This is a genomic window from Vibrio penaeicida, assembly GCF_030689305.1.
In the GTDB taxonomy this organism is placed as follows: domain Bacteria; phylum Pseudomonadota; class Gammaproteobacteria; order Enterobacterales; family Vibrionaceae; genus Vibrio; species Vibrio penaeicida_B.
Map to the genome: position 1 here is coordinate 51557 of NZ_JAUYVM010000017.1, position 15624 is coordinate 67180.

16 protein-coding genes are annotated in these 15624 nt (G+C 44.4%); 3 read left to right on the forward strand and 13 right to left on the reverse strand.

Features of this window, described 5'->3' with window-relative positions; genetic code table 11:
• Window positions 1–172: 172 nt before the first annotated feature.
• Window positions 173–937: a TatD family hydrolase gene (locus Q8W40_RS22040; protein ID WP_305400279.1), complete on the forward strand. Its 765-nt coding sequence runs from the start codon at window positions 173–175 to the stop codon at window positions 935–937.
• A gap of 60 nt (window positions 938–997) precedes the next feature.
• Here the strand turns inward: Q8W40_RS22040 and tatC are convergent, their stop codons facing one another.
• Genes tatC through rmuC form a run of 7 tightly spaced genes read right to left on the reverse strand, consistent with a single transcriptional unit; the run spans window position 998 to window position 7023 of the window.
• A complete protein-coding gene (tatC, locus tag Q8W40_RS22045) occupies window positions 998–1750 on the reverse strand; it encodes a twin-arginine translocase subunit TatC (RefSeq protein WP_305400281.1) in 753 nt (250 codons plus the stop codon).
• Between the two features lie 54 nt (window positions 1751–1804).
• Window positions 1805–2143 (reverse strand): Sec-independent protein translocase protein TatB, encoded by a 339-nt coding sequence (tatB, locus tag Q8W40_RS22050; RefSeq protein WP_104400206.1) that lies wholly within the window; start codon window positions 2141–2143, stop codon window positions 1805–1807.
• Between the two features lie 3 nt (window positions 2144–2146).
• Window positions 2147–2395: a Sec-independent protein translocase subunit TatA gene (gene tatA / locus Q8W40_RS22055; protein ID WP_101114556.1), complete on the reverse strand. Its 249-nt coding sequence runs from the start codon at window positions 2393–2395 to the stop codon at window positions 2147–2149.
• 58 nt (window positions 2396–2453) lie between these two features.
• Window positions 2454–4088 (reverse strand): ubiquinone biosynthesis regulatory protein kinase UbiB, encoded by a 1635-nt coding sequence (gene ubiB / locus Q8W40_RS22060; RefSeq protein ID WP_305400283.1) that lies wholly within the window; start codon window positions 4086–4088, stop codon window positions 2454–2456.
• Entirely contained in the window at window positions 4085–4690 is a 606-nt protein-coding gene (locus tag Q8W40_RS22065) for a ubiquinone biosynthesis accessory factor UbiJ (RefSeq protein ID WP_305400285.1), read from the reverse strand. The genes ubiB and Q8W40_RS22065 overlap by 4 nt, the downstream gene beginning before the upstream one ends.
• 7 nt (window positions 4691–4697) lie before the next feature.
• A complete protein-coding gene (gene ubiE, locus Q8W40_RS22070) occupies window positions 4698–5480 on the reverse strand; it encodes a bifunctional demethylmenaquinone methyltransferase/2-methoxy-6-polyprenyl-1,4-benzoquinol methylase UbiE (protein ID WP_101114559.1) in 783 nt (260 codons plus the stop codon).
• A 40-nt stretch (window positions 5481–5520) separates the two neighbouring features.
• Window positions 5521–7023: a DNA recombination protein RmuC gene (gene rmuC, locus Q8W40_RS22075; RefSeq protein WP_126607814.1), complete on the reverse strand. Its 1503-nt coding sequence runs from the start codon at window positions 7021–7023 to the stop codon at window positions 5521–5523.
• A 117-nt stretch (window positions 7024–7140) separates the two neighbouring features.
• On the opposite strand from rmuC, the gene Q8W40_RS22080 reads away from it, so the two are divergent.
• Window positions 7141–8043 carry a DMT family transporter gene (locus Q8W40_RS22080; RefSeq protein WP_305400288.1) on the forward strand — a complete coding sequence of 301 codons (903 nt, stop codon included), beginning with the start codon at window positions 7141–7143 and terminating at the stop codon, window positions 8041–8043.
• 59 nt (window positions 8044–8102) lie between these two features.
• On the opposite strand, the gene Q8W40_RS22085 is transcribed toward Q8W40_RS22080, so the two are convergent.
• Complete coding sequence (locus Q8W40_RS22085; protein ID WP_305400290.1) at window positions 8103–8453, reverse strand: DUF413 domain-containing protein; 351 nt, start codon at window positions 8451–8453, stop codon at window positions 8103–8105.
• Between the two features lie 213 nt (window positions 8454–8666).
• On the opposite strand from Q8W40_RS22085, the gene Q8W40_RS22090 reads away from it, so the two are divergent.
• Complete coding sequence (locus Q8W40_RS22090) at window positions 8667–9554, forward strand: LysR family transcriptional regulator (protein WP_101114563.1); 888 nt, start codon at window positions 8667–8669, stop codon at window positions 9552–9554.
• Between the two features lie 118 nt (window positions 9555–9672).
• Here the strand turns inward: Q8W40_RS22090 and Q8W40_RS22095 are convergent, their stop codons facing one another.
• The 5 genes from Q8W40_RS22095 to Q8W40_RS22115 form a co-directional block, all read right to left on the reverse strand.
• The gene (locus tag Q8W40_RS22095) at window positions 9673–10902 is read right to left on the reverse strand and encodes a DegT/DnrJ/EryC1/StrS family aminotransferase (protein WP_305400292.1); all 1230 of its coding nucleotides are present in this window, start codon (window positions 10900–10902) and stop codon (window positions 9673–9675) included.
• Window positions 10903–10911: 9 nt separating this feature from the next.
• Entirely contained in the window at window positions 10912–12282 is a 1371-nt protein-coding gene (locus Q8W40_RS22100) for an FAD-dependent oxidoreductase (RefSeq protein ID WP_305400294.1), read from the reverse strand.
• A gap of 20 nt (window positions 12283–12302) precedes the next feature.
• On the reverse strand, window positions 12303–13502 hold the full coding sequence (locus Q8W40_RS22105) for a hypothetical protein (protein ID WP_305400295.1): 1200 nt from the start codon (window positions 13500–13502) through the stop codon (window positions 12303–12305).
• Window positions 13503–13960: 458 nt separating this feature from the next.
• The gene (locus Q8W40_RS22110; protein WP_370693423.1) at window positions 13961–14206 is read right to left on the reverse strand and encodes a substrate-binding domain-containing protein; all 246 of its coding nucleotides are present in this window, start codon (window positions 14204–14206) and stop codon (window positions 13961–13963) included.
• A 29-nt stretch (window positions 14207–14235) separates the two neighbouring features.
• Window positions 14236–15624 carry a VWA domain-containing protein gene (locus Q8W40_RS22115; protein ID WP_305400297.1) on the reverse strand — a complete coding sequence of 463 codons (1389 nt, stop codon included), beginning with the start codon at window positions 15622–15624 and terminating at the stop codon, window positions 14236–14238.

Below are 15624 nucleotides of genomic sequence, written 5' to 3' on the forward strand. Positions count from 1 at the left end.
TCTGGCAGAAACTATATCACTCTCGCCTGATCACGCCAGCAAGAATCCACAAAAATGCCCTTAGACGCAGAGTTTTAAAATCCCGAGTATGAGTTTCAACGTTCCGCGCATGAGTTTTAAAATCTCAGGTATACTGAGACAAGAATTTTGTCATTAACACTCAAATACCAACATGATAGATACTCACGCTCACATTTACGCCGCAGAATTTGATGAAGACAGAGAAGCCGTTATTACTCGTGCTTTAGAACAAAATATAGACCAAATTTTAATGCCGAATATCGATCTCGATTCGATTGCACCCATGCTAAAAACACAGGAACAATTCCCTGGTGTTTGCCACTCTATGATGGGGCTGCATCCTTGCTACGTGAATGCCGACGTCGAGAGCACTCTGGCTGAAATTTATTCTTGGTTTGATAAGCATAATTTCATTGCCGTCGGTGAAATAGGTATTGATCTGTATTGGGACAAAACTTTTAGAACCGAACAAGAAAAAGCCTTCACAACTCAGCTCAATTGGGCAAAAGAGTTAGATTTACCGGTTGTGATCCACACTCGAGACTCAATTGAGCAAACTCTGCCTTTACTTGCTAAAGAACAAGACGGTCGCCTTTCGGGCGTATTCCACTGTTTTGGTGGAAGCTTAGAAGAAGCCAAAGCGATCAATGATTTAGGTTTTCATCTTGGCTTGGGTGGTGTGTCTACGTTCAAAAATGGTGGGATGGATAAAGTGATCCCGCATTTAGATATGGATTACGTGATTGTAGAAACCGACTGCCCTTACCTAGCACCAGTCCCACATCGTGGAAAACGAAACGAGCCTGCTTACACTCAGCTTGTTGCCCAGCGCGTGGCCGATCTTAGAGAATTATCATTAGACCAAGTCGATCAACTAACGACACAGAATGCGAAAAAACTGTTCCGCTTATCGTAAGACTTGGTGTGAAAACATCGCCTCTAAAAATAAAAACTGCGCTCGAATGGCGCAGTTTTTTTATTCTTCCGGTTGGCCGATTTCTTGCGGTTCTCGTCGTCCATAGAAGCGAGCAAAGAACAGCCCCACCTCAAATAGCAAACACATTGGAATCGCCAATAAAGTTTGAGAGATCATATCAGGCGGCGTCAGCATCATGCCGACAACAAACGCTGCAACAACAATGTAAGGTCGTTTTTCACTGAGGGTTTTTACATCCGTTGCACCAGTCCAGCATAATAAAATAATCGCAACAGGCACTTCAAACGCTATGCCAAACGCCATAAACAGAGCCAAAACAAAGTCCAGATAACTGGATATGTCCGTCGCAAACTCTACGCCACCAAGGGAAATCGCAGTAAAGAAACCAAATACCAGCGGGAAAACCACAAAGTACGCAAATGCGACACCGCAATAGAACAACACTGAGCTCGAAAACAGCAGTGGCATGATCAACTTGCGTTCATGCTTGTAAAGACCAGGGGCAACAAAAGCCCAGATCTGATAAAGAATCAAAGGAACAGCAACAAAAATCGACGCCACTAATGTTAACTTCAGAGGCGTAAAGAATGGCGATGCCACATCGGTCGCGATCATCGTCGCACCTTCCGGCAACCTTTCAATTAAAGGCGCGGAAACAAACTCATAGATTTCGTTGGCAAACCAGATCAACCCTAAAAAAACCACCATCACCGACACGATTGCTTTCAATAGTCGGTTGCGCAGTTCAATTAAGTGGCTGATCAATGGTTGCGTTTGCTCAACAGAAGACATATCGAACCTCAACAACGGGGATCAAAAAAGAGCTGCCTGATGCAGCTCTTTACTTTACTCATCGGCTTTCTTATCTGAAGGTGCCGGGGCATCTTCTTTGTTTGCATAGGGCCTTTGTACATCCTGCGCTGCCTGTTTGAGTTCATCAACAGACGCTTTCAAATCGGGAGAGAGATCTTCCATCCCCATTTGTTCCGCTTTACGCAGGTTATCTTGCAGCTCTTGCACTTTCAGCTCGTGCGACAATTCGTCTTTAACGTTATTTGCCATGCTCTTCGCTGCACCGATGAATCGGGAAACACTACGAATGGCAACGGGTAACCGCTCCGGACCTAAAACCACCAGCCCGACGACAGATATTAATACCAGTTCCCAAAAACCGATATCAAACACGTGTTACGCCTGCTCTTTGTTTTTAGCGGTATCAGTATCAGAAGTTGCGTCTGTTTTCTTCTGTTCGATGTTTTGCGTCTCAAAGTCAGCGTCTTTCTTTTCAGTCGATGCTTTGTCTTCGTCGCTCATCGCTTTTTTGAAGCCTTTAACAGCACCGCCTAAGTCACCACCAATGTTACGAAGCTTCTTAGTTCCAAACAGCAATAGCACAATAACGGCTATAATAATTAGTTGAGTTACACTAATACCCATTTCGCTCACCTCGGGTTAGTTTTTGTAAAAATATAATCTTTTAAAGAAAGTCTACCGCCTATTTACGGTAAGCACGCCAACTAAACAACCAAAATGTGACACCAACGAGGCTACTGCTTAAAGCAAATGGTTCATATTGACTATCAAGTAAGATAGCCCCGCACACAATTAAAGTTGCCCCAATCCCAAACAAAAACCTTCCGGTTCCTTGTTGGCGTTTGGATTGACGGTATCCTTGATAAAGCCTATCCATGCGCTGATCTAAAGCCCTACCTTGCTTAAGGCTATCGTACAACAGCTCAGGCAATTCTGGCAGTTTTTCTGCCCAAAATGGCGCTTTATCTTTTACTGCATTGATCACAGCCTGTGGACCTACTTGATTTGCCATCCAAGTTTCTAGAAATGGCTTCGCGGTTTTCCACAAATCAAGCTGAGGGTAGAGCTGACGCCCCAACCCTTCCACATAAAGAAGCGTTTTCTGCAAAAGTACCAACTGTGGTTGCACTTCCATGTTAAAACGTCGGGCGGTATTGAAAAGGTTGAGCAGTACATGCCCAAACGAGATCTCCCCCAGTGGCTTGGCAAATATCGGTTCACACACCATGCGGATAGAAAATTCAAATTCCTGCACATTGGTGTCGGCGGGTACCCAGCCAGAATCCACATGTAACTCAGCAACTTTACGATAATCGCGGTTGAAAAACGCCAACAGGTTTTCAGCCAAGTAGCGCTGGTCTTCCCTGTTCAAGGTGCCAACAATGCCACAATCCAAGCCAATCCACATTGGGTCGTCTGGATGTTCAGGCTTCACAAAGACATTCCCTGGGTGCATGTCTGCGTGAAAGAAGCTGTCGCGAAATACCTGAGTAAAGAAAACGCTAACAGCGCGCTCAGACAACAGGCCCATGTTCGTGCCGTTAGCGTGAAGCGCTTCTATATCAGATACCTGAATGCCATAAATCCGTTCAGATACCATCAAGGTTTCGCTGCTTAAATCCGAAATCACTTCGGGTACATACAGCTCTTTACTGCCTTCAAAGTTGCGTCTTAGCTGAATCGCATTGGCGGCTTCTCGTCTAAGGTCGAGTTCGTCCAGCAATGTTTTTTCGTATTCTCGAACCACTTCAACAGGTTTTAATCGCCTAGTTTCTGGCAATGCTTTGGCAACGATTTTCGCCATCCGATACATTAACTTCAAATCCGCGTCGATCACGGGCTTGATGTCTGGACGAATAATTTTCAGCACCACTTCGCGTCCGCTGTCTTTCAGCTTTGCTGTATGGACTTGCGCAATCGAAGCTGAGGCAAGCGGTTTGATATCAAAATCCGTAAACCAATTATCTAGGCTGCCGCCAAGTGCTTTCTCCATTTGATCTTTCGCTAGCTGACCATCAAAAGGGGCAACTTGATCTTGCAGCAACGCCAATTGGTCAGCGATGTGAGGAGGAAAGAGGTCGCGGCGAGTCGACATCATTTGACCGAACTTAATCCAAACAGGACCTAACTCTTGCAGCGCCAAACGAATGCGATTGCCGAGATCTTTGTCTTGATGCTTATTTTTAAGCCAAAACAGCCCCTTACGAGCAAGAAGTGGGGCACGGGTCAGGTGATGTTCGGGTAATAATTCATCCAGCCCATATTCAAGCTGAACTTTTACAATTCGATATAGGCGGCGTAATTCAGCTGGTGTCATGCTTTCTCCAGCAGTGCATTAAGGCGAGATTCTGTACGTGCCACAGCACTGGCAATATCGTCCACTTGGTCACAAAAATGTGCGACTTCAAGAGGAGGAGGCGCAATACGCCACTCTTCCGTCAAAACTTGAGCGATATGGTCTTGCTTTTTTTCGGCATTTTTTTTGACCCACTCAACGCTTTGCTTCGCGCCAGAGACAAAAGTATGGGCAATCACATCCCCTGTTACACGAGAAAGCCACTCTTCGAGATCAGGTTTGGCATCCGTTAATAATTGAGAGAACTTTTGTGCCAGTTGAATATCGCCTTCCAGCACCAGTTTGTCTTGTTTGATCAGTTGCGTAATATTCGCCTGTTCACGTAACTCGGGCAAAACGCTTAGGCTCAAAGACAGATAACAGTCTGCCTCCCCTTCAAAATGTGCCAGCACATCGATCTGCTGGCTAAAAATAAAGGTGAGGGTTTTGTTGATTTCTTTTACGTGAACCTGAATCACCTGCCCTTTCAGACGGGTCATGCGTTTCACTAAGGCAGGGTCATCCTGAATCAGGGTATTAAGCGTGGTTTCCACCACAGCGGTGACCAAAGGTTCAAATGGCATAGTAACCTCAGTATTTAAAGCCACGGTGTAATGCAACAATACCGCCTGTTAAATTGTAGTATTTGGTTTGCTCAAAGCCGGCTTCGTCCATCATGCCTTTCAGTGTTTCTTGGTCTGGGTGCATTCGGATGGATTCCGCCAAATAGCGATAACTTTCAGCATCGTTGGCAATCAACTCGCCCATTTTAGGCAATAAATGAAACGAATAAGCGTCGTAGACTTTAGAAAGCGGCTCGAATACAGGTTTAGAAAACTCCAGAACCAGCAGACGACCACCAGGCTTAAGCACGCGATACATTGAACGAAGCGCTTTTTCTTTATCCGTTACATTCCGCAAACAGAAACTGATGGTAATACAATCGAAGTGATTGTCTGGGAAAGGCAGTTCTTCCGCATTGGCTTGAACATAATTAACGTTACCTACGATGCCTTTATCGCGCAGTTTATCGCGACCAACATTCAGCATGGAATTGTTAATATCGGCAAGGATCACGTTCCCTTTTTCACCGACAATACGAGAAAATTTCGCCGTCAGATCGCCCGTACCACCACCCAAGTCGAGAACACGCTGACCAGGGCGTACGCCACTGCAGTCAATCGTGAAACGTTTCCACAACCGATGAATACCACCAGACATCAAATCATTCATGATGTCGTATTTCGCTGCAACCGAGTGGAATACTTCGGCCACTTTCTCCACTTTTTCTTCCTTGGCTACGGTTGTGAAGCCAAAATGTGTTGTGTCGTCAACGGGTGAAGCAGGGGTATTCTGAACGTTTGTTTCTGTCATCATTTTTCCTCGTAAACAATCCCTTGGGCATTGCGAGCGCTTAGTCTACTTTATCCTCAAGCGGTTGTCTTTCCACTAAAGTGTCATTTTGCGCTATTTCCAATAGGGTATCTGGAATACTACGTTTAACTTCGACCCCAAGATCTTTGAAACTCTCCGCTTGCCGCACAACATTGCCTCTTCCGGTAGCCAATTTGTTCATGGCTCCCTGAAAATTCTGATTGGCTTTATCCAGTGCTCCGCCCAAACTCTCCATGTCTGTTAGGAATAGTCTGAGCTTGTCGTACAGCTTGGCCGCTCGCTCAGCAATGATTTGCGCGTTTTGATTTTGCCTGTCATTACGCCACAAATTGTCGATGGTTCGCAGAGCCACCAGCAAGGTGGTTGGGCTCACTATGATGATGTTGTGCCTCATGGCATCTTTCACCAAGCTTGGGTCGGCTTGAATGGCAACCTGAAATGCGGGTTCAACTGGCACGAACATCAGCACGTAATCCAAGCTCTGAATGCCTTTGAGTTTCTGGTAATCTTTTTGACTGAGCCCTTTTATGTGCGCACGCAACGCGAGTAGGTGCTCACTTAATGCTGCATCGCGTTCAGAATCGGTGTCGGCGTGAAAATAGCGCTCGTAGGCAACTAACGCCATTTTGGAATCCACAACCACTTGCTTGTCGTGGGGTAAGTGAACAATCACATCGGGCTGATAACGCTTGCCGGCTTCGTCTTGCAAACTGACTTGAGTTTGGTATTCGTGCCCTTCACGAAGACCAGATTCCGCCAACACACGAGCCAGCACAACTTCGCCCCAATTCCCTTGCTGCTTGTTGTCCCCTTTCAGCGCTTGGGTCAAATTCAGGGCTTCTTGTGCCATTTGCTCATTGAGCTTTTGTAAGTTACGAAGTTCGTGTACCAAAGTATGGCGCTCTTTAGCTTCATGCCCAAAGCTGTCCGACACTTGTTTTTTAAACCCTTCAATCTGATCTTTGAGTGGGTTGAGCAACCCTTCTAAACTTTGGCGATTTTGTTGGTCAACTTTAGCAGTTTTATTTTCAAACAGTTGATTGGCTAAGTGTTCAAATTGTTGTTTGAGGCGCTGCTCTGCGTTCTCCAGCAACGCTAACTTTTCCTCACTGGCTTGCTGGGCTTGATGATGGCGTGCATCCTGTTCACGCTGGCTGGCTTGCGCTTCTGCCAGTTCACGTCGGAGTTGGTCGACGGTTGTAGCCAGTGCTTGTTTCTCTTGGCGAAGTGAATCTAGTTGCCTCAGTTTTTCCATCGCGACCAACATTTTTCCATGAGTCTGTTTTAACTCAAAGGCAGATTGGTCTCGGGCATTATCAAGCTCATCAAGATCTTGCTGTGCAGAAGCAAGTTGCTCGGCGGTTTTTTGGTGGAGTTGTTTCTCTGTCTCCAGTTCTTGCTCTTGGCGCTGGAGTTCCAAGCGCATTTTTTGTTTCACCCACCAGCCTGAAATGATCATTCCAGTGACAAAAATGCCAAAAGCGCTTAAAAGAAGCTGCTGATTCTCCACTATCCACTGCATAATGTTTGCCTAAGTTTTTGACTTAACTCTTTGATAGTATTTTTACACTGGATAAATGTCCAGTTTTTGGCTTCAGTCCAATCCATTTTCGCGCCCAGAAGTAAGGAAAAATGAAGAATGAAAAATGAGCGACAGGCGTTGATTTATGGCATAAGTGCCGTGCTTTTATGGTCTACGGTTGCCACCGCATTCAAATTGACGCTGGCGGAATTTACCCCAATCCAGATGCTTACTGTGGCCAGTTTGGTTTCTGCGATGGCGTTGTTTGTGATTTGCGGTGTTCAGGGGAAACTCAGCCAATTAAAAAGTACATTTGCCGCTAACCCTTGGTTTTATTTGTTGCTTGGGCTCATCAACCCACTCTTCTACTATTTGATTCTTTTCAAAGCTTACGACTTGTTACCGGCTTCACAGGCTCAGCCCCTCAATTACAGCTGGGCAATCACACTGACATTAATGGCGGCGGTGTTTTTAGGGCAAAAGATTCGTAAGCAAGACTGGGCGGCATGCCTACTTGGTTATGCTGGCGTTGTCGTCATTGCAACCAAAGGTAATGTGCTAGCGCTGGAATTTGAAAACCCATTGGGCGTTGGATTAGCTCTGATTTCCACTGTTTTATGGGCAGGGTATTGGATATTAAACACCAAAAACAAAGCCGATCCTGTTTTAGGTGTATTACTTGGTTTTCTCGTCGCGTTGCCGTTTGCTTTTGCCATCAGTTTTTATGAAGGAGCCAGTTGGGAGCACATTAGCCTGAAAGGCTGGGTGGCCGTAACGTATGTCGGGCTCTTTGAGATGGGTGTAACATTTGTTTTATGGCTGAGCGCACTTAAGGCAACGGAAAATACCGCACGAATCAGCAACCTCATTTTCACGTCACCGTTTATTTCGCTTATGTTGCTCGCAACCATTATTGGCGAAGAGATTCACCCTTCTACCTTCATTGGATTGGTGATGATCGTCGTTGGCTTACTCATTCAGCAAATCAAGCGTAAACCTAAAGCGAGCACAGAAGCCTAAATATAAAACGGCACCTCATCGGTGCCGTCAGTTTTGGAATTAAACCTGCTTAACTCACTTTATTCGTCGTCGATTGCGATCAACTCTTCCGATTCTTCTTCACTCTGTTTACCTATCGTATGAAGCGTATGGAAAGTACGTCGACCATAAGAAATTTTGTGATATTTTAACCACACATTTTCAAGCTTTGTCTTGGCTTTGCCGGGGTTTTCCAGCACTTTAAGAAAGTGTTTTTCTTCGCTGTTTTCAGGTTCTAACTCACCATGTTGTAACGCATTTAGCGTATCACCGTAGGTGGTGAGAAGATCGCACTCCATAAGAGTGAAGTCGCCGGATTTTCCAAATCCACGTGGAAACTTCTTATTATCGAAAAAACGTTTTTGTCCAACACGAACTTCGATGTCTGACATAGTTGCCTCAAATATTGATACAAATAAAAAGGTGTCGTATGAGGTGAAAATTAGGACGTAAACTGAAAAAAGAAAAACAAATTATTTTTATCGTAAACACAAAAATCTATTATTGATTTGTGAGTCCCATAGATCTAAAAATGCATAAACAAAACGGCGATTCCAATGAGCGTTAATTGGGTATCAAAACGGCTAAGCCACTCTGGATAAATTATGGATGTAAAAGTATTCCGTACGTTTCTCGAAGTTGCCCGAGTTCGTCACTTTGGACGAGCTTCAGAAAACCTCTATATCACGCAAGCTGCAGTCAGTGCTCGGATCAAGCAGTTAGAAAGCTATTTCGATACCAGCTTATTCATTCGCGATCGGAACAGCATTAAGCTTACCAGTGCCGGAGAGAAGTTGATTTCCTACGCGGAAATCATGGTAAACACGCTTCAGCAGGCCAAAACAGAACTCTCTTTAGCAGAAGATAAATCAATCCAATTAACTTTGGCTGGCACGCCCAACATCTGGGATGCGTATTTGCAGAACTGTTTGAGTGTTATCGCAGACACGTTTAGCGGCTATGCCTTTCAAGCAGAAGCATTAGCAAGAGAAAACCTTAACCGGCGCTTATTGGAAAAAACGCTTGATATGGCGTTTGCCTTTGACCCCCTCAAATCAGACGAACTGGCTTGTAAGAAAGTGGCTGACTTGGTTCTGCTTTTGGTTTCGACGGAAAAAACCGATGCTCATGGCGCTTTAAACAACCGCTACGTGTACGTCGACTGGGGGACTCGATTTGCTTCGGAACACGCCGATCGGCACCGTAAGCTTGCTCCACCATTACTTAGAACGTCCACTGCTCGTATTGCTCTGGATTTTATCTTGGATAAAGGTGGCGCTGCCTATTTGCCTGCTTCGATTGTTGAACCCTTCGTAGCTTCTGGTCAGCTTCATCAAATCAAAGACATAGAGCCGTGGTATAGACCTATTTACCTGAGTTATCGCAAGGACACGTCGGCCATTGAAGCGGTGCAGCGTATCGAAGGCATGGTAAAAGACATCGACCCACTCACCGCATTCAGCCTGCAACAAGCAGGGGAAATGGGCGTTTAGCTTTTAGCTTTTAGCTTCCAGTCGTCCAGCAACCTTCAGCAATATGCCCTATCTAACATAAAAAAGGAGCGCCTCATTAGGCGCTCCTTTTAGACTCATTGCTCTTTAGCCAGACATTTTATTTTTTATAATGTTCGTACACCTTGTTAAAGGCGGCGTAGAAGGCTTCCATCAAATGTTCGTCGTACACTGGGTGCGTGTGAAATACCAACGTAGTTTCACCGAGCGTTTTTGCCATCGGGCAATCCGCTTGCCATTCTTCTAATGAAGGTGACCCCTCCATATTGGCAAACGCTTGCTCTTTATAGATCTCTGGCCAAGGAACAGGGTAAGCAGGTACCCCTTCAGCAGCCATCGCATTCGCAAACGTTTTGATGTCGCAATCCAGCAGAGACATATCCAAAATGTACGGTGCCCACCAGTAAGAGTTCACTCTTTTTTCATCGTCAATAGGCAGGTGTGACACTAAAGGATGCTCTTCCAACAAAGCAGTCAAACGCTTACCATTCTTGATGCGCTGTTCTAAATTGCCACTGTTAAACTTCGCTAATTCTTTGATACCAATCGCCGACTGAATCTCAGTCATTCTGAAGTTGAAACCCAATCTCACGTGAATGTAGGGTAGCTTCTGCTCCAATTCAAACAAGTGCAGTCGCTTTTCAACATCAAAGCCGTGATCTCGGAACGAACGACATTTCCACGCTAGATCTTCAGAACCGACAAAAATCGCACCGCCTTCACCACCAGTGGTAATGTGCTTGCTTTGACAGAAACTAAAACACCCTGCATCACTCACGGTACCCAATAACTGACCATCGTATTGCGACCCTAGTGCCTGCGCACAGTCTTCTATCACCAACAAGTTATGAGCTTTTGCAATGGCATTGATAGCGTCCATATCGCTGGGTACACCAAAAGTATGGACAACAAGAATGGCTTTGGTTTTTGGCGTAATATGACGCTCTAGCTTACTGGCATCCAATGTGTGGCTTTCGTCCACATCGGCAAAAACAGGTTTAGCACCGGCTTGCATGATGGAAAAAGCAGAGGCAATAAACGTGTATGGCTGACAGATAATTTCGTCACCGTCACTGATACCTAAAGAGGTGAATGCCGTTTGCAAAGCCGACGTGCCATTGGTGGTCGTAATCACATGACCATCACCAAGGTAAGACTCAAGATCGGCCTCAAACTGGCGACCTCGGTTTCCCGTCCAGTAGTTAATTTCTCCAGTTTCTAAAATGTTCTCAATATCTCCCAGTACCGATTTATCCAAACTCGGCCACGCTGGAAGCGGCTCAGAAACAATCGGCTCACCACCTAATAGTGCTAAGGTTTTATTACTCATTTTCTATTCCTAAATATGTGATGCTAGCCAACGGGACATAGCACAAATCGTCAGTGCAGGGTTTGCAATGCCTAGCCTTGGGAACGCACCAGGACCAATGGCATACAGCCCAGGCATCGCGGCTAACTCAAGTTCCTCGGTTAATGCGTTAACGCCTTTTCCTGCCAGCGGGTGGCAAGCACTTTCATGTTCGTAAGCGCCATAAGGAAAGGTGAACCGAGTAAAGACATTGGTTTGAGAAGTGGTATCTAAACTATTGAGCGCAATGTCGAATTCATCTTGAATGGATGAATCAGCAAAAGATTTGAAGTGTTTGCCTTGTTTTTCATCTTCAGTAGGGGATAAAGCACGCAGATCTACATTCAGCTTTTCGCGAGCAAATTCCACTAATCTATTAGCAACTTTGTTGTAGTTATCGATATCACACTCAGAATGGTGAGCGTCGATCGCAAGCTCTGCTTTGCCACCACTGACTTGACAGCGCAGCTGGCTCAACGGCGAATCTTCTGGATTTTGTTCTACTACCGCCATCAGCAATAACAACCTGTCGCCATCAGGCGTTCTAGGTCGCTCAACCACAAAAATATTGGCATTCAGGTCGTGGTGCTTACTGTAGCCATGCCACAGCATTTCGTGTCTGTAGGTACCTATTTCGGTTCCTTCTTTCACTTTGACCGCAATACCCAAACAGTAATGATCCGTCAGTTCAGACGTAAAGCTTTGCCCAAGCGAGCTAGCGATTATGGCGGTGTTCACCATCGCAGAAGCAGCCAGCACACACTTTGAGAACCCTGTCTGATTCACGGTTTTACCGCTGGTGTCTGTTAGGTAAAATTGACCATTTGATTTTGCCACCTTTGCAATTTTAGCCCGCTCGATGGTAATTACACCGTCTCGGATAAAGCTCTCTAGAGAGTGCATTGGGCTGTAGGAAGTGAATCGGCCATCTTCCATAAATCGTGCGGCCTGAGGCACATGTGTTAAGAAATCCGCAACTGGGTTGGAAGGTGTCATCTCAGGGAATTGAGAAGAAAAGCCTTGGGTTAACTCTGGATATAGGCCATTCTTTCCCGCCAAGATCTGTTGCCAGCTCTTAGGCCATGAGGCAAGTGCAGCCTCTTCAAGAGGTAACATAACTCCGTGGTAGCAAAGCGACCGTCCACCAAGCCGCTCACTGATTCCCCCTTGTCCCCAATGGTTGTTGGCCGTCCAAGGTCTTAATTTTTCATCACCCATTAGTACTCTGGTATCGAAATGCACGTGTTCTTGACGAAGGCTTGGACCCGCTTCATAAATATGTACACGCTTTCCACTTACTGCGGCATAGAGGGCAAACTCTAACCCCGATAAGCCACCACCTACTACACATAGGTTACTCATACTTTCTCCTTGTATTATTTTTATTGGTGTTTCTTTCTGTCAATGAAATACAGTACGAGCAAGCCAACCAGTCCAACGATGGACGATAACCAAATAGCCCCTTTGGTCTCGAAGTAATACATACCCACGAAATAGACCACAGAGGACACTGACGAAGAAATAAAGAAAGAGATGGAAAGTAACGATCCACCCACACCAGCACGACCTGTTGCCAGCGATTGCAAGAAACCAATAGGAATACTGATTAAACACGCAGCACCAAGTGCAAGCATAGGAATGAGTAAATATATATGCGTCATGGTTTGTGTGAAGGAAAGTAGCGCAATAGAAATAGCGAATATCACTGCACCGATAATAATGACACTGGATGGTTGCATTTTTGATGCTAAACGCGACCAATAAAAAATAAAGAACACTTCAAAAATAGCAATACTGGCTTCAAAAGCACCAATACCTGAATATCCCCCTTGAACTTGATTGACAATAATAAGTGGTACCGTGGCATCTAATGTGAAGAGCATATTGGTGACAAGAGAAACACTGATTAATTTAATGACATTTTCTTTATTAAACACTTTTAATAATGATTCAGATGCTTTATCTGATTTATATTCGACATTTTTTAAGGGTTCATTAGAAAATACCCCTAATATAAGTGCAGCAAAGATACCTGCGTACAGCCATACATAAATAAGTTGATTTTTTTCTAGTGCTAAAGAGCCAATCACACCTAGCGTTGCCACATAGCCCATTGAGTACACTGATCGCAACGCCGCATTTTCTTTATGTTGGTCGTTACCTTCAACATTTTGACGTTTTGCTGCCGCATAACCAAATATCAGTGAGTTGATAACAAAAAAGACAGGCAGCAGTAGGCAGTTAGCAACAAAATAGACTATTTCATTAGGCCAAAAATACAGGCTGAGGTTACCGACAATACCACAGAACGCACAAACATAAATGTACTTAACAAAGCTACCATTTATATCGGATCGCATCCCAAAGAAAATACTGAATATCGTTATGACTATTCCAGAGAATAACATCACCAAGCTATAAGAAAGCTCGGATACACCAACAACGTCAATACCAAATATATTTTTATAGGGATTAACTGCCGCACTTGCACTCGCAAGAAGAAAAATAGCCAGAACCTGTTTGTTCATAAATAAAGAAGATGAATTCTTATATAAACCAGGCAAATCAATATTTTTAAACAAAATAGTCCCTTAATGAAAAGTCAATTAACTACTTCCCCACAAATTACATAAATTTAATAGGGATAATTGGGCTTTTAACACGTCGATATGGCAGTGCTTACGCGGAATTGATGCTATACACAACAAAACTTACAACAACTTGTTTTATAAATGCATGCGGCAGAGCTCAACTTTTCGATATGAAACAACAGAGTGTTGTTTTTTAAGATTAAAACATTGAAAACACAGAGATATTAAGCTGTTAATACCAACTTAATGGTTACTTAAAGCGAATTAATTCCAAGAAGCACGAAAATTCAGTCAGGTGTCGAGAGTAACGGCTAAAATGAAGTTCAAAGCACTTTAACATTTTGATAATTATATATATTTCAAAATGTAAAATAACAAAAAACTCAATAGAAAGGGAAAAGACGCTGAATGTGTATAGAGCGATGTAAAAGGACCCTAGCGTCCTTCTGCTATACGTTGGACACCGATCCTCGAATCACTAAGCGGGGCTTAATTTTGATTTCGCACAGCGCATCTTTTTCTTCAAATTTATTTTGAATACCATCCAGCGCCTGCGTGGCAATGGTGTTTAGTGGGATGTCGACGGTTGTAAGCTTGGGATAACTCAATTCTGATTGATAAATATTGTCGTACCCAATAATGGAGAGATCTTGAGGAATGAAAGATTGTACCTTGTGTAGGAATAATAAAGTCAGCCCCTTAGTGAACTAAGAGGCTGTGTGGCTTATTTCACCAGTTCAATCTTGTTAAGCGTGGTGGCTACTTGTTGAAGAACTGTTCTTATGGTTCGGTTGTTGGCAGGGAAGTACCGACTCGGACTGGCGCACGACTTCATGGATTGAGAGCGATTATTGAAGTCAATGGCAATGATCTCAATGCCTTTCTTTTTCATCTCTCGACATAGGGAGACCTGCTTCCGGTCACGCATTTTAGGGTCGATTAAGTGGTCGCCATCGGTAAACAAGATCATCACTTTTTTATTGTTAGGCACACCATAATCTCTAGGCAACTCGGATTTTTTCTTGTCCCACTTTCCTCTCCATTCTGGAGAGAGCAAACGCCAAGCCCAAACAATTCCTTCAGCGTTATTGGTGTTCATCTCTGGGTACAGAGTTTTAAGCCCTCTGACGAGTTCTTTATGGTTGGATAGATAAGGGAGAACCTTACTGACACCACAGTCAGCATTGTCAAACAGAGCCAGTAAATGTTTCCAGTTAGGACGGTAGGGATCTTCATTGTCTTTTGGATAAAACTTTAACAGTGGCGTGCCATCTTGAAATTCCGGTACACCAGGTGGAAAAGCGGTTTGCAGAACAAACTTGAGATCCTGATGTTGTGGACCACGTTCTAAGTTTCTAATCCAAGCTGGCGTCATGGCGCTGGCGTTAGATAAACCACCCTGAACTTCCGCGAGTTGGGTACACATGGCTCCACGCCAACGATCTGGCATCTTATCGCTAAGCAGATCCCTCCAGCGCATTTCCTTAAATAAAGGCTTAAGACCTCTGGGAATCTTGATGGCGCTAGGCTTAAAAAACTCAGGTCTAAGGCCAATATTGACATAGCCAGTCGCTGGAACAATGCTAACGGTTTTACTTAAGTTACGTCTCTCTTGTGCATAGAGAATATCAGCAAAATCTCGTAAGCCTTTTAACGCTTGCTCCATAGGTTTGTCCATCATGGAACCGGACACATCCAGCATAACGGCAATTTCTAGGGTCAATTGATGAAGTTGGGATTTTGCATGATGTTTTATATCTACATTGCCGGTTTGAAGCTGGTCCGTGAATACCAGTTTATCTAGGTCCACCGTCCCTTTTACGCTAACCGAGGCATCGCTTTCTTGTTTATGCAGTGACGCCGTAGGATCTTTTAATCCAGAAGTATCTGACTCTATGTTCGCATCCAAAAGCTGTTGGGCATCCAGATCGGAAGTATGACTGTCTGAAGCTGAATACAAGATGGAGTCGGCCAGCATAGAGAGTCGGCTATCGGTGATACTTGAAATAATGACCACAAGAACAAAACTAAAAAATGTGAGCATGCCGGACAGAAACAGAGCGGTTGATACAGAGATAACGCCCCGTTGTTTTTGTCTTTGAGAGATACCCAT